This is a genomic window from Rhodococcus sp. 14C212 (assembly GCF_011058195.1).
GTDB classification, from domain to species: Bacteria; Actinomycetota; Actinomycetes; order Mycobacteriales; family Mycobacteriaceae; genus Rhodococcus; species Rhodococcus aetherivorans.
Genome location: NZ_JAALEH010000020.1, coordinates 56101 through 76285, shown reverse-complemented (window position 1 = coordinate 76285; position 20185 = coordinate 56101). Strand labels below are relative to the sequence as shown.

The window sequence follows — 20185 nt, the reverse complement described above, 5'->3', positions numbered from 1 at the left end:
GACACCGTCGCCGAATCCATCCCCCGCTCCTCGGCGAGCACCGCCAGCTCCACCAGCTCCCGCGGCCCGAACTGCTCCGCCGACGCCTTGTACCCCAACTTCAGACCCTGCGACACCACGAACTCCTACCCGTCTACGAATCCGGCCGGGTTCGAGTATGCCCAGACACCTGTGACGGACGCGACGTCACCTCTCGGCTTCGGCCAGATGCAGGTCGGGTTTCCAGTCGTAGACGACGCTGGTGCGCAGCAGGATGTCCTGCAGGGACCGGCGGCGGCGATCCACCGCCACCCACAGCAGCCCGAACCCGAACATCACGCAGAATCCGGCGCGCAGCCCCGCCCGGATCCATCCGACGAGTTCGCCGTTGCGACTCACCATCCGCAGGCCCATCACCACCGCGCCGACCGTGCGACCGGTGGTGGCCCAGCACACCGTCAGGTACAGCGACGCGACACCGACGAACACACCGAGGGACAGCAGAACGTGTGCGTCGGGGAAGGAGAACTCCTGCGGCGAGAACAGCAACCGCACGAGCACCACGGCGAGATAGATCGCGCCCATCACGGTCAGGACTACGCCGAGGTCGATGGCTGCGGCGATGCCCCTCGTGACGATTCCGGCGGGTCGGTGGGATGGTTCCCGGTTGCTCATGCCGGTTCTTCCGGGATCTCGGCGCGCCCGAACAACCGGCCGACGAACCCGGATACCGCATCGTCGGCGTGCATACCCTGGCTGCGCACGCCGCGCATCGCCTCGGTGGACATGGACCCGGTCGATTCGCGGATGATGCTCGGCAGGTCGACGCCCTCGATCACCGCGTTCGCCAGGCCGATGAGGTCGACTCGCCCGATGATCGCGTCCACGTCGATCTTCGTGGCGACCGCATCCAGGTCCACCCGATCGATGATCGCGCCCACGTCGATCGTCGCGGCGACGGCGTCCAGGTCCACCCGATCGATGATCGCGTCCACGTCCACCCGTTCCGCCACCGCGTCGATGTCCACGCGGTCCAGGATCGGTGCGATGTCCACGCGCGCCGCGATCGCGTCGAGGTCCACCCGACCGACGATCCGCTCGACGTCGATCCCCTCGGCGACGGCATCGAGGTCGACGTGGTCCCGCACGACGGCGGTGATGTCGACCTCGTCGAGCGCGGCGCTCACCACCCGGCGCACCACAGCGCGCAGCAACCGATCAGCGATCTCGTCCCCGGCGCGCAGGGTCTCGGCGCCGCGCGACTCGAGGGCGACGAGCGCCGGGTCCACACCCGGCAGACGACGTGCCGCGTCCACACCGAACAGGAGCATGCGACGAATCCCGTCGCCTACGGTCGCGGCGGCGCCCACCGCCACGCGTACCGGGTCGGGGGCGGTCCTGCCGTTCATACCGACATCAAAGCCCTCCGGGGCCCGAAATGCACGTAATTCGCGATCGGCCCGTCCGAGGGCCGATCGGAAGGGTCACGCGGATCGGTCCAGCTGCGGAGCAGCCCGGCGCGACTCCGGGCCGAATTCGACGGTGACGGACACGGCACCGGAATGCACGAGGAGTGCCTGCACCGCCTCGCTGTACCGGCTCCGATGGTCCGCAAGGTGCCGCACATTCGATACCGGAACCGCGGGTGCCTCCGACACGGGTAACAGGATCTCCGCGTCGAGCCGGCTGCGGCTCCCCTCGATCAGCAAGCCTTCGGCGACCACCCGGCGAACCGGCACGTCGTGCCGCTGCTGCACGTCGCCCACCACCAGTGCCACATACTCGTCGTCGTCGTCCGCGACGGTGAGCAGGCGCCCCTTCCGGGTCCCCACCGTCAGCGGCACGTCCGACACGAGTTCGGGACCGCCCGCGGCCGTGCCCGACGGATCGAGGACCGGGCATCTGTTGGCGCGCAAGATCATTCGCCTCGTATTCCAGCTGAAGAACGGCTCGTTTGCGGTGTCCACGACTCTCGTTCCTCCTTCGCGCAGTCGACGAGATGTGCTGTCTCCATCTTCGGCGGGAAGAGCGGCCGCGAACTGTCCCAGATCCGGACAGGGATCCTCGTCGCGGCAACCGGCGCGGCGCGGCGATCACCCGTGGGTGACTACTCGCCGGTGAATCCGAACAGGGTCAGCTTCCGGTACAGCGACGACCGCGAGATTCCGAGCGCGCGCGCAGCGTGCACACGGTTGCCTCCGGTTTCCCGCAGGATCTTGGCGATGAGATCCCGTTCGGCGGATTCGACTGCGTTGAGTTGCCTGCGCGGACCGTGCCGGCACCATTCGGGCAGGTCCTCGACGGTGATGGCGCCCGCAGGCCGTTGTGCGACGGCGCTCCGCAGCGCCGCCTCGACCTCGTGGATGTTGCGCGGCCACGGGTAGCGCGCCAGCACCCGCATCGCGTCGGGAGCGACCGCTCGGCTCTGCGATCCGCTGATCTTGCGGAGCACCTGTGCCACGACCCCCGCGATGTCGTCGGTGCGATGCCGCAGCGCCGGAACGTGGACGGTCCGGTCGAGCGCCGCCAGCAGCGGTGCCAGAGTCTCGGACGGCGGTTCCTCGGACTCCTCCATGGTGGCCACGACGAATATGTGCTCGGCGACCGGTTCCGCCAGGGCCTCGGCCAATGTCGTCGTGAGCGAGGCGGGGATGGCCTGGATGCTGCGCAGCACGTACAGGGTGGGGTTGGTGGAGGAAACCGTGAGCCCGGACAGGTCGGTCTCGCTACCGTCCACGAGGATGCTCCGGCCCCCGGCGTACAGGGAGTGGAAGATCTCCGACGCGAGAGACGCCTTCCCCGTGCCCGGTTCGCCGGTGAGGAGCAACTTCGCCCCGGCGGACAGGGCCTCCTCGAGCTCGTTGCAGGCGCGCACCCACAGCGCGGAGGAACCGCTCGAACGGAGACGAGCGGTGCCGGCAGCGGCCAGACCGACCCGCCCGGAGTGCATCCGGTGCTCGCGGACGCGGTTCGGAACGGACGGAAGCGGTGCCGCGGCCACGGCCGCTTCGGAGACCTCGACGAGGTATCCGGCGGTGTCCTCGCCCGCCAGGATCCGGGTCGCGCGAACCCGGACGGACAGGCCGGTGCCCAGCTCGACCAGTTCGTCGATTCGCGCGCGGTGCCCGATGACGTAGTCGACGTGTTCACCGACACGGCGTTGGTCCTCCGGCGCGAGGAGGGTGTGGGCGAGCGGATTCGCGAGCGACATCGCGCTCCCGATCGCCATGAGGGCCGTGCCGCCGCGAGCGTCGGCCCGCACGAACGCATCGAACAGCGCGTGCTGGCGGGCGCTCCGGTCCCGGAACAGGTTTTGTTCGATCTCCGCCGCCGCGGTCCGCACGACGGTCGTGAGCAGCGGCGAGGAATGCTCGGTGAGGCAGCTGATGTCGATGACGCCGGCGACGCGTCCGCTGAACGGGTCCCGGATCGGCGCACCGGAGCAGGCGAACGGCTGGAACCGTTCGTGGAAGTGTTCGGCGCCCTCGATCTGCACCGGGCGTCCGGATTCCAGCACGGTGCCGACGCCGTTCGTGCCGATCTGCCCCTCGCAGTAGTCGAATCCCGGTGCGAGGGAGACGTGGTCGAGCAACCGTCCGATGGCGCGGGCCCCGTCGAGGCGCATCAGCACCTGCGCCTTGGCGTCGGTCAGGGCGATGCTCACCGGGACGTCCACGGTCTCCTCCGCGAGGCGGTCCAGGACCGGCAGCGAGCACTGGACCAGCCGAGAGGTCCGGTCGACCTCCCCCGCGAACCGGACCTCCCCACCGGACGGTCGCACGCCCGCCGCGGCGGAGCGCCGCCACGACGCGGACACGACGGAGGAGACCAGCGAATCGTCCGGTTCGCCGGAGTCGAGGAATCCGGCCCGGGCGACCGCTACCCGCAGCCGTCGGTCCGCGCTCTTCATCGGGCGTCCCGGCCCGGCACTGTCGTGATGCACGTCACGCCTCCAGGATAACGTCCGCCTCCGGGCCGGCATCCATGCGCAGCGTGACGCTGTCCGTGGTGGGGGCACCGGGCACAGGTGCCACGCCGGTGCCGCTCCCTACGGCACCGGCGTGCAGGTCGGCCACGTTCACGCACCGGGGCCGTCGAGCCGGGCCAGCCGGGCGAGCACCGTCTCCGGGACCGCGTCCGCCGGCAGGTGCGCGAGCCGGAACGCGCCGCGGGCGTCCGGTACGGCAGCGTCGTCGGCGAGCCAGTACTCGGAGCCCAGGACGTCACCCTCGTGCTCGCCGATCGAGACGGTGTCCTCGCCGCGCAGTCCGATCTCCCACCGGTAGTGCGCGGCCACGTTCGTCACCGGCACGTACGACTGCGGATCGACCGGCGGTAGCGCGGCGGCGTCGGCGCCGGGCGCGATCCGTTCGTCGAGCAGGAGCGCCGCGACCGGCACCTCGGCGAAGCCGCGCAGCCAGTCGGCGACGTACATCGCGGCGGCCTCGACGCGGTCCGCATCCAGGTCCGCGACGTCTCCGGGGTGGGTCGCCGCCAGCCAGGCCCGCGGCGAGGGGATCTGCAGCACCAGCGGCAGCCGGGTCGTGCCGGCCACGGTGGCGGCGAGGGTCGCCACGGCGCGGGCGGTCGCGGCGTCCGCCAGCAGTGCCCGCAACGCGTACCCGGTCCGGGACCGTGCGGCCGTCGCCTCGCGCAGGCGCGGGTCGTCCGCCGCGAGGCGGTAGTACTCGCCGAGATCGAGCAGCGTGACGTCCGGTCGCAGGAGCCCGTGGGCCTGGTTGAGGAAGTTCGACAGCGCGGTGGGATCCTCCCAGGGCACCGGGTTGCCGCGGAGCAGGACCCGGCGGCTGTAGTCGAGATGGTCGACGACGAGCGGGACCCGGCGCCCGGAGACCGGCGCGTCGAGTACGGCGGGAAACGAGATGGTCATGATTCTGACTCCAGGGAGTGGGTGCCCGCACGGTGAGGGGAGCACACGTGCGGGCACCCGGCTTGGGTGGGTCGGGGGGCCGGAGCCGGCCGGCACCGGCTCCGGCCGGACCGGTTTCAGGACTTGCGGTGGACGATCTCGCCGTGCTTGGACTCGAGTTCCTTCACCCGGGCCGTGAGCTCGGCGATCTTCAGCTCCCGCCGGTCGGGCATCATGATGATCGGCATCTTGTCGATCGTCGTGGTGACCCGCTCGGCGCCGTGGACGGTGAAGTGCGTGGCGGTGAGTTCCTCGGTGTCGCCCCAGGATCCGTAGTACAGCAGATCCGCCGGCGGTTCGGGCGTCACGAACTTCTCGACGAACTCGCCGTAGGGCACGCCGCGGGAGAGCCGGTCGCGCCGCATCGACGCGCGCAGCGCCTCCGTGGCGTCGACGTCCACGACGAACGTGTCCGGTGCGTACACGACGCCGTAGATGTCGTGCGCCACCTTCGCAGAGATCCGGTCGATCTCGAGATCCGCGACCACGTCCTCCGGGGCGCGTTCGAGCGGATCTCCGTACCCGCCGCCCGTGCCCTGCGAAATCATGTACAGCTCACCGTCCTTGGCGACGTCGAACTGCAGGCCCATGTGGCTGGTGCTGTACTCGGCACCCTCGAAGGGCTGTTCGTTCATCACCTTCTCGATGGACAGGTCGAACCGTTCCGGGTTGCGGCGCAGTTCGTCGTAGACGTTGACGCCCTTGACCGTCGCGAGGGGGTAGGTGTTGCAGCCGTACCCGCCGAACTGTCCGCTGATCGAGGAGAACTTCGCACCCGAGGTCACCGTCATGAAGCCCCACAGCGGGGTGCCCTCGGCCGCCACGATCATCTCGTAGCCCATGCCGCCGCGGTACTTGCCGAAGCCCTGGTTGTCGCGGACGATCCGCTTGCTCACCAGCTGCATGAACGGCACCTCCTCCTCCATGACCTCCTGCTCGGCCGTGTCGGCCATCGCGCAGAAGAGCGGGGAGACCGCGTCCTCGCCGTCCCGGAACGCCTTGGCGCCACCGCCCATGCCGTTCAGGTCGGCGCACAGGTTGCCGACCTGGTCGCCGTGCTGGGTGACCCCGCCCCACAGGAAGGTGTTGATCTGGTTGAACCAGGGCGCGATGACGTTGGAGAACTTCTCCGGGTTGGAGAACTGCAACTTGGCCCAGGGGTTCTGGAGCGCCGAGAAGCCGCGGAAGGAGGCCTGCAGCGACTGGCCCATGGGGGCGTCGTAGCCGGCGTCGGACCACGTGTGCTCGTCGGAGATGATCTCGATCGGGCTCATCGCGGAGGTGCAGCGCGGCAGGTCCGGCCACCAGAACGCGAGGATGGCCTGCATCATCATCGACTTGACCGAGCACAGCGGCGAGTTGATGGCCCGGTTCAGGATCTCCGGTCCGCTGCCCCGCAGGTCGATGGTCATCTTGTCGCCCCGGACCGTGATGGAGCAGGCGAGCTTGATGAGGATGTTCTCCTTGAGGGTGGAGTCCATGAACTGGTTGAACCGGACCGTGCCGTCGGGCAGTTCCCGGATGCGCCGGCGCACCTCGGCCTCGACGTCCTCGACGGTGATCCGCAGCGCCGCGACGAACGTCTCCACGCCGACCTCGTCGATGATCTTGTCGACGCGTTCCTGGATGCGCTGGACCGCACCGATCTTCACCTTCAGGTCGGCCAGCTGGAGCTTCGGGTCGCGGACCGAGTGCTGCAGGAAGGTGAGCAGGTCGCGGCGCAGCTCGCCGCGCTCGACGATCTTGAACGGGCTCATCCGCAGGCCGTCGTCGAACGGGGTCTCCGAGCCGGAGGGCATGCCGCCCGGTTCGCAGGCGCCGTTCTCGCCCTCGTGGATCGTGGCGGCCACCCAGGCGATGATGCGGTCGTCCCGGATGATCGGCATGATCATCGACTGGTCGGTGTTGTGGACGTTGCCGAAGCGGGCGTCGTTGTGGATGAACCCGTCACCGGGGTGGATTCCGACGGTCGGCTCGTCCTGCCAGTACTTCATGATGTACCGGATGGGATGGTGCAGGATCGCGGAGAAGGCGATCACGCCGTGGCAGGACAGGTAGGTGACGTCCCCCTCCGCGGTGTAGATGGCCGTGGTGAGGTCGCCCCACTTGGCGCCCGGCGCCGCGCCCATCGCCTCGCACATCTCGAAGCCCTCGTCGAGGGCGCCCGCGAGGCGCTTGCGGATGCGGTCCACCTGGAGGGGGTCGACCCCGTCGGCGAGGCATTCCTGCTCGAACTCGCTGCGGGAGGTGATGTGGTGCGAACGCATGATCTCCCGGTCCGGCCCGAGGAACAGCGTCGTCTCGTCCATGAAGTCGTCGACCCACTGCTGCTCCTGCTCGTTCAGCGAGGCCGTCAGGCGCTGTTCGGCGGCGGTTGTGAGGTCGTCGTGAAGTGCGGTCATGGCTGTGTCTCCTGTGTTTCTGCGCTAGTCCTTGAGGAACCAGACGGCGCCCTGCGGTGAGGGTTCGAGGCGCCAGCCCGGCTCGACGAGGTAGGTCGTGTTCTCGGTGGTGACGATCGCCGGACCGGGAATCACGTGGTGGTGACTCAGCGCGTCGGCGTCGTAGATCGCGGTGGTGATCGCCCGGGGATGCGCGACGAAATGGACGTCGCGGTGCCCGACCGGCGTCGGCAGCGTCCGCTCCCCGTCGTGGTGCAGGGAATCGAACTCGACGGTCTCACCGTTGACGTAGGACGCGACCCTGATGGTCTGGACGCGGATGCCGGCCTCGGGTGCGGCCGACCCCTCGCCGTAGCGCTTGGAGTAGATGTCGGAGAACGTACGGATCAGGTCGAGCACGTCACCGACGCCGTGAATCCGGTTGATGTCGAAGGCCACTGCCGTCGTCACGAGCTGGTTGCCGTAGCGCAGGTCCATCTCGAGGCGGTGCTCGATCGCCCCCTCGCCGACGCCCTGCCGGCGCAGATCCTCCGCGCCCCGGGCCTCGAGCGCAGCGACGATCTCGTTGAATTCGTCGTAGCTGTCGTAGAGCCCGCGGGTGGTGGCGTTGTAGAGCACCACGTGGACGCCGCGCTCGTGGATGTGCAGCTGCTTCATGTTGCCGGCGCCGCAGGCGGAGAACACCGAGGAGAACGGGGGGGCGAGGATCTTGCGGATGCCGGCCTGGTCGGCGATCCCGCACGCGTGCAGCGGCCCGTTGCCGCCGTACGCGAGCATCGTGAAGTCCTCCGGCAGATAGCCGCGCACCCGCAGCTCCTTGGCGATGCCGATCGCCATCTGCTCGTCGACGGACCGCTTGATGACCTTGGCGACGTCGATGACGTCGAGGTCGAGCTCGTCGCACAGCTGTTCCTCGACGGCGAACACCGCACGCTTGCGGTTGAGCTTGATGAAGCCGTTGGCGTAGTTGTCCGGATCGAGGTAGCCGAGCAGCAGGTCGGCGTCGGTCACCGTGGGGCGCAGCCCACCGCGGTCGTAACAGGCCGGACCGGGGTCCGAGCCGGCGGACTCGGGCCCGAGCCGGACCGAGTGGTGGATCCGGTCGTAGCTTGCGATGGAACCACCACCGGCACCGAGGGTTTCGAGGTGGATCATCGGGACCGAGACCAGCCAGCGGTCGATCGTGGGCTGGAAGTCGTAGTGCTTCACGCCGCCCGCCGGTACCAGCCCGATGTCGAAGGACGTGCCGCCCATGTCGGTGGTGATGATGTTGCCGATCCCCGAGGACTCCGACAGATGCTCGGCGGCACTGACACCCGCGACGGGACCCGAGTGGATGGTCTGCAGGGCGTCGGTCGAGTTCATCTGGGCCATGCCGCCGGAGTTGTGGATGATGAGCATCGGCTTGTCGTAGCCCGAGTCGCGCAGGTTGTTCGCGAGCTGGCTCATGGCGTGGAACATGATGCCGTGCAGGAAGCCGTCGACGATGGTGGACGTCGCGCGGACGTACTCGCCCTTGCGCCCGGAGACCTGGTGGCCGAGCAGTACCGGGATCGCGCCGAGCTGATGCTCCGGGTACTCCTCCTGGATGATCTCCATGATCCGCAGCTCGTGGGCGGGATTCTCGGTGGCGTTCACCAGCGACACCACGAGCGCCTGCGCACCGGCGTCGACGAGTTCGCGCACCATCGTGCGCACGTTCCGCTCGACGAGCGGGACGACGACGTCGCCGGCGGAGTTGACCCGCTCCTGCACCGACCGGATCAGGCTCCGGTGGACCAGCGGTTCGGGCCGCTCCGCGGCCGGCAGGTTCTGCTGCATCGACGGATCGAGTCCCTCGCCGTATCCCCGGCCGCGGGAGAGCGGGATGGTGTCCTCGAAGCCGTGGGTGACGAGGGCACCGACGCGCGGACCCTTGCGCTCGATGAGGGCGTTGGTGCCGAGCGTGGTCGCGTAGCGGACCGAATCCACCTGGGACAGCACGTCGTCCCGGTCCAGTTCGGCTCGGCGGCAGGCGAGGTCGAGCGCCTCGTTGAATCCCTGCGCCAGGTTGTGGTGGGTGGTGAGGGCCTTGGCCTCGACGTACTTGTCGTCCCAGGCGAAGAAGCAGTCGGTGAAGGTGCCGCCGATGTCGACGGAGATTCGTTTCATGGTGACGAGGTTCCTTGCGGGTCGCGGTGACTAGTGGTGGTTGTGGCGCCGGCCTTCGAACTCGCCCTCGGCGTCCTGGCCGGGGCCGTACGTGACGACCTGTCCGGGATCGGTGCCGCGTTCGAGCCACTGGGCGCGCAAGGCGTCGACGTCCCATTCCATGTCGACGGTCGGGGGGTGTCCCGGCGGGATGTACTCGGTCTCGATCTGGGTGCCGCAGCCGGGACAGTAGTACTCGAGGATGCGGCAGTAGGACGGGTCCGGCGAGAAGGTGAACTCGTAGCGGTCGGGATCGATGATCGGCTGGTGGATCTCGCGCGGGTCGCGGTCGTAGACCAGGGTGCCTTCCTTGTAGTTGCCGCGGGCGCTGCCGAGTTCGTGCCGGCACACCCGGCACACCCACAGTTCGCTGTCGAGGTCGATGACCAGATATTCGGTCATGGGGATCTGCATGTCGTGCATCCTTCGAACGAGCCTGCGGTCGAACAGGCTTCGGGCTCTGTCGGTCAGTGGGTATCGGTGAGCAGCAGGTCGCCGCCGGCGGTGACGTCGAACTTCCAGCCCTCCTGCACGCGGGCGGTGAAGAAGGGGCCTTCGACGATGGCCGGACCCTCGGCGGTGGCGCCGGGCTCCTGCTCGGCCAGCGTGAACACCGGAACCGCCCGTCGGCCGTCGGCTCCGAGCACGGTGCGCTCCCCGGCCGCCCGGGGATCGCGGGCCTCGGCGAAGGAGCCGTGCGGGAGCTCGATCCGGTTCATCCGGCGGGTGGCCACCAGGGTCAGCGCGGTGGACGCGCCGGGCAGGAGCTCGACGCACTCACCGGGTTCGTACGACGCCTCGTCGACCGTGGCCCCGTGCGCATCCTCGGTGGTCAGGGTCCAGGACAGTTCGCAGTCGGTGAGGGCGTGCCCCTCCTGGAACATGTCCCGTTCGGCCTTGGCCAGGAGGTCGGCCACGGCCGCGGCGAGCGTCGCCTCCGTCGTGTCCGCGAGGTCGGCCTCGTAGCTCTGCCCGATGTCGGAGAACCCGATCCCGAAGGCGGAGAACACCGCGGCGAGCTTGGGGACGAGCACGCTGCGCACGCCCGCGACCCGCGCCGCGCCACACGCGCTCATCGGGCCGGCGCCGCCGAACGCGGCGATGGTGGTCTCGTCGGCCTCCGACACCGCGGGCGCGACGGCGTTGCCCATCGCGGTGAAGTACGCCTGCTCCATCGCCAGCAGCGCCTCGTCGAGGGTGAGGCCGAGAGGTTCGGCCACCGTGGCGGTGACGACGGCGCGGGCCCGGTCCGCATCGAGGGTGAAGTCGCCGTCGAGGTAGGTGGTGGGGTCGAGCACGCCGAGGAGGAGGTTGACGTCGGTGATGGTGGCGGACGTGCCGCCGAAGCCGAAGCAGGCCGGTCCGGGTGCCGCACCGACGCTTTCCGGTCCGACGGTGATCGTCCCGTCGGTGACGGTGATGACGGAGCTGCCGCCGATGCCGGCCGACTCGACGTTCGACATCGGGAACGAGGTCGGGATGCCGGCGATGGAGCCGCGGCGGTCGGTGAGGATCTCTCGCCCGGCCACCGTGCCGATGTCGGTCGTGGTGCCGCCGACGTCGATCATGAGAACGTGCTTGAGGCCGTAGATCTCGGCGAGCGCCCGGGTGCCTTCGAGGCCGCCGCGCGGGCCGGACGAGTACGTCTTGAGGGCCACGGACTTCGCGACGCGCGAGGAGGCGCCGTCGTTGCGGTAGATCAGCAGCGGGTTCTTGACGCGGTGGTCGCGCAGCCGGTGCTCGGCGTTGTAGAGGAACCGTTCCATCGTCGGGTGCAGGAACGTGTTGATCACGGCCGACCAGACCCGCCGGGCCGGTGTGCGGTCGGTGGTGAAGTCCCACGAGTACAGGAACGGAACCGAGCCGAGCAGGTGGCGCGGGAACTTGCGCAGCAGGATGCCGCGCAGCTTCCGCTCGCGTCCGTCGTCGGTGTCCCCGACGGCGACGACGATGCGGGCGGCGCCGTCGGTGGTGAGACGGTTGACCCGGGCGACCAGCTCCCCCTCGAGGTCCGCGGCCTCGGCGTCGACGACGGCCACCCGGGCCCCGACGAGGTCGTCGAACAGCGCCTGCTGCTCGGGGGTGCGGCGCAGTTCGTCGACGAGGGCGGCCGAGTCGGTGATGATGCCGATGCGGGGGCCCTTGCGCTCGACGAGCGCGTTCGTCCCCTGCGTGGTCGAGTAACGGATGTGCGCCGTCGAGTGCAGCAGGGCAGGCAGGTCCTCGGCTCCGTAGATCTCCTTCGACACCTTCGTCAATCCGTCGAACAGGCACTGCGACAGATCGAACGGTGTGGTGAGGGTCTTGGTGAAGCTGAATTCGTGGCCGTCCCAGGCGCAGATGTCGGTGAGCGTGCCACCGTTGTCGATGTTGATGAGTCTGTCCATCGGGTGTCCCCCGTTTCGGGTTGCGGTGATGCGGTTCGAATGAGGAAGAGCATGCGTCCGGACCCGAGGGTGTGAAGTGTGCCACTTTCGGACACCCGCTATGACGTGGCTCATCTCCCGCCTCCCGAGGGCCCTCGACCTGCGGATTCGAGCACGTTGCCGGGACGGGGCCGTTCGTCCCCCGAGCCGGCGGGACGGGTGGGCGGCTCCCGCGGACGGGGAAGTGTCCGGAATTGGGACGGTGCGCCGGCGGGCCACGCCGGCGGGACACCGGCACCCGCGGCGGCCCGGTGCCGTCCGCCGTCGAACGACACGAAATCCTTTTCACGACAGCACATTCGGTGGCAAATGCCCCTCGGGGGTGGCGACGACACGCCACGGCGGCGCCTACCGTAAGGTCGGCTCGGTGACACCGCTCGAACTGTTCCTCGTCGCCCTGGCCGGGCTGGGCGCCGGCGCGATCAACGCACTGGTCGGCTCCGGGACCCTCATCACCTTCCCGACCCTGGTCGCGTTCGGGCTGCCGCCGGTGACCGCCACGATGTCCAACGCGGTCGGGCTCGTCGCGGGTGGGGTGTCGAGCACGTGGGGGTACCGGCGGGAGCTCCGCGGACAGTGGCCCCGGCTACGGTGGCAGATCCCCGCGTCGGTCTCCGGCGCGGTCCTCGGATCGTGGCTGCTGCTGAACCTGCCCGAATCGGCCTTCGAGACGATCGTGCCCGTCCTGCTCGTGCTGGCGCTGCTCCTCGTCGTGTTCCAGCCGAAGCTGCAGCAGTGGGTGCTGCGCCGCTCCGGCGGCCCGGAGGAGCAGATCGGCCCCGCCCGAATGACGGCGCTGATCGTCGGCACCTTCGCAGTGGGCGTGTACGGCGGCTACTTCACGGCCGCGCAGGGCATCCTGCTGATGGGACTGTTCGGCGCGCTGCTGCACGATCACATCCAGCGGCAGAACGCCGCGAAGAACCTGCTCTCGCTGCTCGTCAACGTCGTGGCCGCCACCGCCTACACGCTGGTCGCGTTCGACCGGATCGACTGGACGGCGGCGGCGCTGATCGCCGTGGGCTCGCTGATCGGCGGCGCCCTCGGCTCCCGGTACGGCCGCCGGCTCTCGCCCACGGCGCTGCGTGCCGTCATCGTCGTGGTCGGGTTGATCGGCTTGTACCGGCTGCTGGCCTGAGCGGTCGGTGACACACTCGAACGGTGAGCGACGAACCCACACCCGCGCCGGTCTGGAACTACCTCATGGACATGGACGGCGTCCTGGTCCACGAGGAACACCTGATTCCCGGCGCCGACGCGTTCCTGACCGAACTGCGCGAGAACGGCACGCCGTTCATGGTGCTCACCAACAACTCGATCCGCACTCCGCGGGATCTGCGAGCCCGGCTGCTGCGCACCGGGCTCGACGTCCCGGAGAAGTCGATCTGGACGTCGGCGCTGGCGACCGCGACGTTCCTGGCGAATCAGCGCCCCGGCGGCAGCGCGTACGTGGTGGGCGAGTCGGGGCTGACCACGGCCCTGCACGACATCGGCTACGTCCTCACCGACAGCGATCCGGACTACGTCGTCCTGGGGGAAACCCGCACGTACTCGTTCGAGGCGATCACCACGGCGATCCGGCTCGTCGAGCGGGGTGCCCGGTTCATCGCGACCAATCCGGATCCGACCGGGCCGTCGCGGGAGGGCTCGCTCCCCGCCACCGGGGCCGTCGCTGCCCTGATCACCCGCGCGACGGGCCGCGAACCGTACTTCGTGGGCAAGCCCAACGCCCTGATGATGCGGTCCGCCCTGCGCGCGATCGGCGCGCACTCGGAGCACACGCTCATGATCGGCGACCGCATGGACACCGACATCGTCTGCGGCCTCGAGGCGGGCCTGCAGACACTGCTGGTCCTGACCGGCATCTCCACCCGCGAGTCCGTGGAGATGTTCCCCTACCGGCCCACCCGCGTCATCGAATCGATCGCGGAACTGGTGGGGCGCACCGCAAATCCGTTCTGAGCGGCATCGAGCGGACGGTTCCGACGCCGAAGGGGAGGTTGTCGCGCATGCCACTCGGGCGATGCCGCAACAACCTCCCCGTCACCGTTCACCCATGACGTCGCTGCCCGGCCCCCACCGGACCGGGCAGCGACGACGCCCCGCCGACGAGAGGATGAGGTTCTCGTCGGCGGGGCTGCTCACCTCTGAAGGCGCCTCGCTCAGCCGATGCTGAAGGGCTGGCCCCAGAGGGTGACCTGCTGGGTCGTGGTCGCGGTGTCGACCGTGACCTTGACGTAGCTGCGGGCCTGGGCGTAGCCGGCGCAACCGGTGACGCCGAGCGTCGAGTCACCCCAGGTGACGCTGCCGCTCGCACCCTTGAAGGTGTTGAAGTTGCGGTGCACCTCGGCGCCCCAGGGGTCGGACTGGGTGAGGTCCAGGACCTTGTAGTCGTAGGCCTGGTTCGGCGTCAGCGTAATTCCCGCGTTGCCCGTCACCGAGGCGCCGGCGGTCGGCGTCGAGCTGGTCGAGCTGGCACCACCGGTCAGGCCGGCTCCAGCGCCGAGGTTGGCCGTCATGCCGAGCTGGCAGCCGACGATGTAGCCGGGCTGGATCCGGCCGCCGAGCTTGTCGGCACCCGGACCACTGATCTCCACCTTGGCGGTGCCCGAAACCCACACGTTGCGGTGCAGCGGCGTCGCACCCATCGAAGGCGAGATGGTGGCCTTCTCATCGGTCCGGGTGACGGTGACGGTGATGCCATCGGGCAGCGATTGGCTGATCGAGCCGTCCTCCAGCGGAACGAAGGTGTCGGCATTGGCCGCACCGACGGAGGCGAAGCCGATCGCGACGGCGACGGTTGCACCGACACCGGCGGTCTTGAGCGCGCGGCGCAGGCCGGTCTTGAAGCTGGTCTTCATGGTCTCTCTCTCGAGGTTCTACGCTCGTGCGAGCGAGGGTAAGGAGGGGTGGCCTGGAGATGCTCAGCCGATGCTGAACGGCTGGCCGTACAGGGTGGTCTTTTCGTAGTTGTTACCCGTGACCTCGAGGACCGTGTACGAACGAGCCTGGGCGTAGCCGCCGCAGCCCTGAGCGTCGATCTGCGCGTCCTGGTACTGGATGGTGTAGGTGCCGTCCTTCTTGATGGCCTTGCTCTCGACACGGACGAACCTGACCTGGCCGGCGCTCATCGGCACCGAGACGTTGGCGGAACCGCCGGCGGTACCGCTGGCGCTCTCGGAGACCAGGTTCGCGGAGAGACCCGCGTTGAGCCCCAGGGTGCCCGAGAGCTTGCTGATGTCCACCTGGCAGCCGACGATGTAACCGGCGGTCAGGCGCGGGACCCCGTCGGTGGAGGTGCCCTGGGTGCCGTTCTGGTTGATCGAACCGTCGGGGTTCTCGGCGATACCCCCGTTGGACGGACCGGCCTCCGCAGTGGCCGGAACACCCTTGACGTCGGCGGTGACCGTGCCGGACACCCACGCCACGCGACCTGCGCCGTTGGCCGCGAGCGACGGCGAGATCAGGGCGCTCTCGGCGAACCGCTTGATGACGTTCCCGTTGGGGGCGACGATCTCGCCGTCGGGCAGCGGCACGAAGGTGTCGGCGTTCGCCGCACCCGCGGACAGGAAGCCCATGGCGATCGCGGCAGCAGCTGCGACACCACCGATGCGTGCGCCGCGGCGGAGGCCGGACGTGTGCTTGTTACTCAATTCATTCCCCTACTCAGGTGTGCGGTTACCCGGGCGCCCCCGGGCACGGCTGATCACGGCCGCGGGCGGCCGCCGCGGTCGATTCGGATGTGCCTTCTGGTCAGGTCGGGACGAGATACCGGTCGGTTTCTCGCGCAGGCGGATTCAGGTGTCGTTGGCGTGCTGCCCCGAAGGGCACTGTGGACCGACACCCCCGCTCGGACCCCAGTTCGTTTCGGAACGATAACACGCCCGGTGCAAAGGGTCACTAAACAGTTACGCCTGTGTTCCAGATCACATCTGCATACAGTCGTGTGCGATCGGAGGGTTATGTGTGACTGGGAATCCGACTTGCGCAGAACGACGTTCGATGTTCTAGCGCAGCCTCGTCGGGATGCCCGCCACGACGAACGTCACCGCCTCCGACTCGGCGGCCACCCGCGCGTTGAGCCGGCCGAGCAGGTCGCGGAACAGCCGGCCGGACGCCGTCGGCGGCACCACGCCGCTGCCGACCTCGTTGCTGACCGCCACCACCGGCACGGCACACGAACGCCACGCACCGAGCAACTCCTCGACGTCCGCCTCGACCGCGGCGACGTCGCCGCCCGACCACACGTCGTGACGGTCCAGACGGGCGGTGAGCCACGTCCCCAGGCAGTCGATCAGCAACGGCTCGCGCGACCCGCGCAGTACGGATGCCACGTCGTCGGTCTCCACCGTCGTCCACGACTGCGGCCGCCGCGCGCGGTGCAGCGCCACCCGCTCGGCCCATTCCGCGTCCCCGTCGCGCGTGCCGCCGGTCGCCACGTACGTCACCGCCGGGAACGACTCGAGCAACTCCTCGGCGTGCCGCGACTTGCCGGAGCGGACACCGCCGAGTACCAGAGTGCGCTGCGTCGCAGCGGCTTTGCCGGTCGCTTGTCCCACCGTCGTCACCTCACCGTCGTCGCCCGGTCGCGCCCCGCAGGCCGCCAGGCGGATCCGCAGCTGCGCGACCGGCGGGTTGTGGTGCCCCAGATGCACGGCCACCACATCGGTCCGCCCGGTCACCGCCCCGCACGCGCGCAGCGCCCCCACCGTCTCGCCGAACGCGGGCAGCGTGTGGTGCGCGACCCCCAGATCGGTGCGGTCACCGAAGGTCTCCTCCAGGAAGACCGCGTCGTACCCCGCACCGGCGACCCGGTCGAACCAGTCCGCGGGCAGCGGGCCGGTGTCGCACGCCCACAGCAACCGGTCGCCGCCCGGGCCCCGGACGTCGTAGAGCACCGAGTCCCCGTCGTTCAGGACGCGGTGGGCGGCGGGCAGCACCCGCACCCGGTACCCGCCGACCGTCAGTTCGCCGCCGGCCGCGACGGGCACGAACCGCACGGCGTCGGTGGGGCCCACCCAGTCCCGGCACTGGTCCAGCGCGTCGGGGGGTCCGATCACCTCGATCTCGAAATCCGCTGTCGCCCAGGCACGGAACAGCAGCGCCTGCGGGCCGAGATGGTCGGGATGCGAATGGGTGAGCAGGATGTGCCGCACCCCGGCGAGGGTGCGGCCGTGGCGCAGGGCCGCGCGCGGCGCCTCGGGCCCGCAGTCGAGCATGAGGACGTCGTCCACCAGTGCCGCCGTCTGCCCGCGAATCTCGCCGCGGGCGGCCGCGTCCGTGCACGATGCGCACGTGCAGAACGGATTCGGCCAGCCGTCGGCCGCACCCGTGCCCAGCAGCAGCACCTCCATCACGAACCCTCCGATTCGATTCGGCCCGAACAGCTCCCGCGAACCGGCACGACGGCCAGTCCGGAGCCGGGGCGGTCCAGCACCTCGACGCGCGCGCCGTACACGTCGGCGATGCGCCGAGCCGTCAGCACCTGCCGGGGCGGGCCGTCGGCGACGACGCGACCGCCGGCGAGCAGCACCACCCGTCCGCCGTACAGGGCCGCCGAGGTCAGGTCGTGCATGGCCGCGAGGACGGTGAGCCCGTTCTCCGCGCGCATCGACTCCACCAGGTCCAGCACCTGCTGCTGGTGGCCGATGTCGAGGGCGCTGGTGGGCTCGTCCAGCAACAGCACCTTCGGTTCCTGCGCGAGTGCGCGCCCGAGCACCACCCGTTGCAACTCACCGCCGGACAGGTCGGTCGCGGGCCGTGCGGCCAATCCGCGCAGGTCGAGCCGGTCGAGCACCGACTCGACCACCTCGCGGTCGTGCGCCGACTCGGTCGCGAACCGCGGCATGTGCGGGGTCCGGCCGAGCCGGATCAGATCGGCGACCGTCATGCCCTCGGGCACCACCGGCCGCTGCGGCATGAGCGCCACCGTCCGGGCCATCGCCCGGCGTCCGGCGTGAGCGGGGTCCAGGCCACCGACGCCGATCCGACCCGTCGCGGGCACCAGGCCCGCGAGCGCGTGCAGCAGCGTGGTCTTCCCGCCGCCGTTGGGCCCGACGAGGGCAACCCACTCCCCCTGTCCGACAAGCAGGTCCACCCCGTCCAGGACGGTCTTGCCGCCGCGGTCGACACTCAGGCCACGGCAGTCGACGGCGTTCACGACACCCCCCGATGCCGCCGCAGCACGACCAGGAAGAACGGGGCGCCGACGGCCGCGGTCACCACGCCGATGGGCAGTTCGGCCGGGGACATCACGGTCCGGGCCAGCACGTCCGCCAGGACGAGGAAGGCGGCCCCGATCATCAGCGACAGCGGCAGCAGCAGCCGGTGCCCCGGACCGACGATCAGCCGGATCGCGTGCGGCACCACGATTCCGACGAAGCCGATGAGCCCGCTGGCGCCGACCACGGCGGCGGTGCCGAGGGTGGCCACGCACACCAGGACCAGCCGGACCCGGGCCGGGCTCACGCCGAGGCTCGCGGCCTCCACGTCGCCGACCGCCATCACGTCGAGCATCCGGCGGTGCAGCAGGATGACCGCGGCGGACACCACCACGTACGGCAGCACGACGACCACGTCGGACCAGCCGTCGGTGCTGAGGCGGCCGAGCAGCCACGTGTACACCTGCCGCAGGGTCTCGTCGTAGAGCTGCTGGACGAAGGTCTGCGCCGCGTTGGCGAACGCCGCGACCGCGACGCCGGCCAGGATGATGACGACCTCCGAACGCATCCCGCCGACGCTGCGGCCGAGCGCGTACGTGGCGGCGACGGCCACCAGGCCGCCGGCGAACGCGGCGACCGGCACCCCGGCGGCGCCGAGCACACCGCCGAGCGCGATCGCGAGGGTGGCGCCCAGGCCCGCCCCGCTCGATACACCGAGCAGATAAGGGTCGGCCAGCGGGTTGCGGAACACCCCCTGATAGGTGGCACCCGCGATGGCGAGCATCGCGCCGACCAGCGCACCGAGCGCCACCCGCGGCATCCGGATGTTCCACAGGATGGCCTGCTGCCGCGTGCTCAGTCCGGAGTCGACGTCGACGAACGGCAGGGCGTCGATCAGCTCGAGGAACACGCCGCGCACGGTGAGCCCGGCGGGGCCGACGAGCACCCCGATGTGCAGCGCGACCACCAGGACGAGGGCTGCCGCGCCGAGCACCAGGGCCGGGTGGCGCGCGGCGCGGGTCACCGGGTGGGCTGCGCGGCGGGTGCGGAGGCGGGCGCGGCGGCCACGATCGTCCCGAGGTGCCGCACGAGGTCCACGACCCGGGGTCCCCAGCGGCTGGCGACGTCCTCGTCGAGCACGTGGATCTGGCCGGACCGGACGGCCGTCAGCTCGCCCCAGCCGGCGCGGGCGGCCACGGTTTCCGGGGTGACACCGCAGCACTGCCCGTCGGCGAGGAAGATCAGGTCGGGGTCGGCGTCGAGGACGTACTCGGCGGACAGCTGCGGGTAGGCGTCGGCTCCGGCGGCGTCGCCGATCGAGCGCAGGCCGAGCATCGAGTAGATGCCGCCGATGAAGGTGCCGCCGGTGACGCTGTAGTAGGTGTCGTCGAGTTCGTGGTAGTAGGTCAGCGGGGCCGGGCGCGGGGGCAGCCCGGCGACGACCTCGTCGATGTCGCTGCGCATCGAGGCGACGAGTTCGGCCGCGTCGCCGACGTGCCCGGTGGCGGCACCGAGCTGCTCCATCTGCGTGTACGCCTCGTCGAGGGTGGTGGCGGCCGGCAGCAGCAGCGTGGGGACGCCGGCCGCATCGAGTCCGGAGACGAGGTCGCCGACGTCGTCCATGGCGACCACGAGGTCCGGTTCGTAGCCGAGCACGGCCTCGACGTTCGGCGAGTATCCGGACAGGGCCGTGACGGGCACCTCCGCGGGGAAATCGGACTGGTCGTCGACCGCGACGACCTGGTCGCCGGCGCCGACGGCGTAGAGCATCTCGGTGGCGGTGGGGCTGAGGGAGACGATCGATTCGGGGACCGCGTCGAGGGTGATCGCGCCGTCGCCGGAGACCACGGTGACCGGGAAGGTCCCGTCGCCGGACGGCGCGGAGGCCGGCTCGGATCCGCCGCTCGAGCCGCACGAGGTGGCGAGCAGGGCGAGCGCGGCGAGTCCGGCGACGAACAGCCGGCGGGCGGGCGCAGTGGGGGCAGGCACAGCCATCCTCCGTGAGGCGGAGGACGAAAACAGCACGGCTACAACGGATCACCGTTGCGGCACGACACCGTCCTTCGTCCGAGGACCAGTACGTGACCGCCGCGCCGG

The 20185-nt window shown here is 70.1% G+C and carries 17 protein-coding genes and 1 pseudogene; 2 read left to right on the top strand and 16 right to left on the bottom strand.

The genetic code is table 11. From position 1 onward, the window contains the following. From G6038_RS11905 to G6038_RS11860, 10 genes and pseudogenes are all read right to left on the bottom strand, one after another. A pseudogene (locus tag G6038_RS11905) lies at positions 1–116 on the bottom strand (glucose-6-phosphate dehydrogenase (coenzyme-F420)); the annotation flags it as partial. Positions 117–186: 70 nt separating this feature from the next. Continuing rightward, on the bottom strand, positions 187–654 hold the full coding sequence (locus G6038_RS11900) for an RDD family protein (RefSeq protein ID WP_165037860.1): 468 nt from the start codon (positions 652–654) through the stop codon (positions 187–189). Next, positions 651–1388 (bottom strand): hypothetical protein, encoded by a 738-nt coding sequence (locus G6038_RS11895; RefSeq protein ID WP_165037858.1) that lies wholly within the window; start codon positions 1386–1388, stop codon positions 651–653. Before G6038_RS11895 ends, G6038_RS11900 begins: the two co-directional genes overlap by 4 nt. A gap of 75 nt (positions 1389–1463) precedes the next feature. Beyond that, positions 1464–1946 (bottom strand): hypothetical protein, encoded by a 483-nt coding sequence (locus G6038_RS11890; protein WP_165037856.1) that lies wholly within the window; start codon positions 1944–1946, stop codon positions 1464–1466. A 140-nt stretch (positions 1947–2086) separates the two neighbouring features. Beyond that, on the bottom strand, positions 2087–3889 hold the full coding sequence (locus G6038_RS11885; protein ID WP_206024592.1) for a helix-turn-helix domain-containing protein: 1803 nt from the start codon (positions 3887–3889) through the stop codon (positions 2087–2089). 168 nt (positions 3890–4057) lie between these two features. Then, positions 4058–4870, bottom strand: a complete 813-nt coding sequence (locus G6038_RS11880; protein ID WP_165037853.1) for a hypothetical protein — start codon at positions 4868–4870, stop codon at positions 4058–4060. A gap of 116 nt (positions 4871–4986) precedes the next feature. Continuing rightward, positions 4987–7311: a hydantoinase B/oxoprolinase family protein gene (locus G6038_RS11875; protein WP_165037852.1), complete on the bottom strand. Its 2325-nt coding sequence runs from the start codon at positions 7309–7311 to the stop codon at positions 4987–4989. A 24-nt stretch (positions 7312–7335) separates the two neighbouring features. Further along, entirely contained in the window at positions 7336–9462 is a 2127-nt protein-coding gene (locus G6038_RS11870) for a hydantoinase/oxoprolinase family protein (protein WP_165037851.1), read from the bottom strand. A gap of 30 nt (positions 9463–9492) precedes the next feature. Further along, positions 9493–9915 (bottom strand): acetone carboxylase subunit gamma, encoded by a 423-nt coding sequence (locus G6038_RS11865; RefSeq protein ID WP_100056693.1) that lies wholly within the window; start codon positions 9913–9915, stop codon positions 9493–9495. Between the two features lie 53 nt (positions 9916–9968). Then, positions 9969–11888, bottom strand: a complete 1920-nt coding sequence (locus G6038_RS11860) for a hydantoinase/oxoprolinase family protein (protein WP_165037849.1) — start codon at positions 11886–11888, stop codon at positions 9969–9971. 406 nt (positions 11889–12294) lie between these two features. On the opposite strand from G6038_RS11860, the gene G6038_RS11855 reads away from it, so the two are divergent. Beyond that, positions 12295–13065, top strand: coding sequence for a sulfite exporter TauE/SafE family protein (locus G6038_RS11855; protein WP_165037847.1), 771 nt, complete (start codon positions 12295–12297; stop codon positions 13063–13065). 65 nt (positions 13066–13130) lie between these two features. Beyond that, positions 13131–13889 (top strand): HAD-IIA family hydrolase, encoded by a 759-nt coding sequence (locus G6038_RS11850; RefSeq protein WP_044476465.1) that lies wholly within the window; start codon positions 13131–13133, stop codon positions 13887–13889. Between the two features lie 200 nt (positions 13890–14089). Here the strand turns inward: G6038_RS11850 and G6038_RS11845 are convergent, their stop codons facing one another. From G6038_RS11845 to G6038_RS11820, 6 genes are all read right to left on the bottom strand, one after another. Beyond that, positions 14090–14788 carry an MspA family porin gene (locus G6038_RS11845; RefSeq protein ID WP_165037845.1) on the bottom strand — a complete coding sequence of 233 codons (699 nt, stop codon included), beginning with the start codon at positions 14786–14788 and terminating at the stop codon, positions 14090–14092. Positions 14789–14851: 63 nt separating this feature from the next. After that, positions 14852–15580, bottom strand: a complete 729-nt coding sequence (locus G6038_RS11840; RefSeq protein ID WP_165037844.1) for an MspA family porin — start codon at positions 15578–15580, stop codon at positions 14852–14854. A gap of 354 nt (positions 15581–15934) precedes the next feature. Next, entirely contained in the window at positions 15935–17281 is a 1347-nt protein-coding gene (locus tag G6038_RS11835; protein WP_165037870.1) for a bifunctional adenosylcobinamide kinase/adenosylcobinamide-phosphate guanylyltransferase, read from the bottom strand. Beyond that, on the bottom strand, positions 17281–18087 hold the full coding sequence (locus tag G6038_RS11830) for an ABC transporter ATP-binding protein (protein WP_165037842.1): 807 nt from the start codon (positions 18085–18087) through the stop codon (positions 17281–17283). The genes G6038_RS11835 and G6038_RS11830 overlap by 1 nt, the downstream gene beginning before the upstream one ends. After that, positions 18084–19112, bottom strand: a complete 1029-nt coding sequence (locus G6038_RS11825) for an iron ABC transporter permease (protein WP_165037840.1) — start codon at positions 19110–19112, stop codon at positions 18084–18086. Before G6038_RS11825 ends, G6038_RS11830 begins: the two co-directional genes overlap by 4 nt. Continuing rightward, positions 19109–20083 (bottom strand): ABC transporter substrate-binding protein, encoded by a 975-nt coding sequence (locus G6038_RS11820; RefSeq protein ID WP_165037839.1) that lies wholly within the window; start codon positions 20081–20083, stop codon positions 19109–19111. Before G6038_RS11820 ends, G6038_RS11825 begins: the two co-directional genes overlap by 4 nt. Positions 20084–20185: the final 102 nt, after the last annotated feature.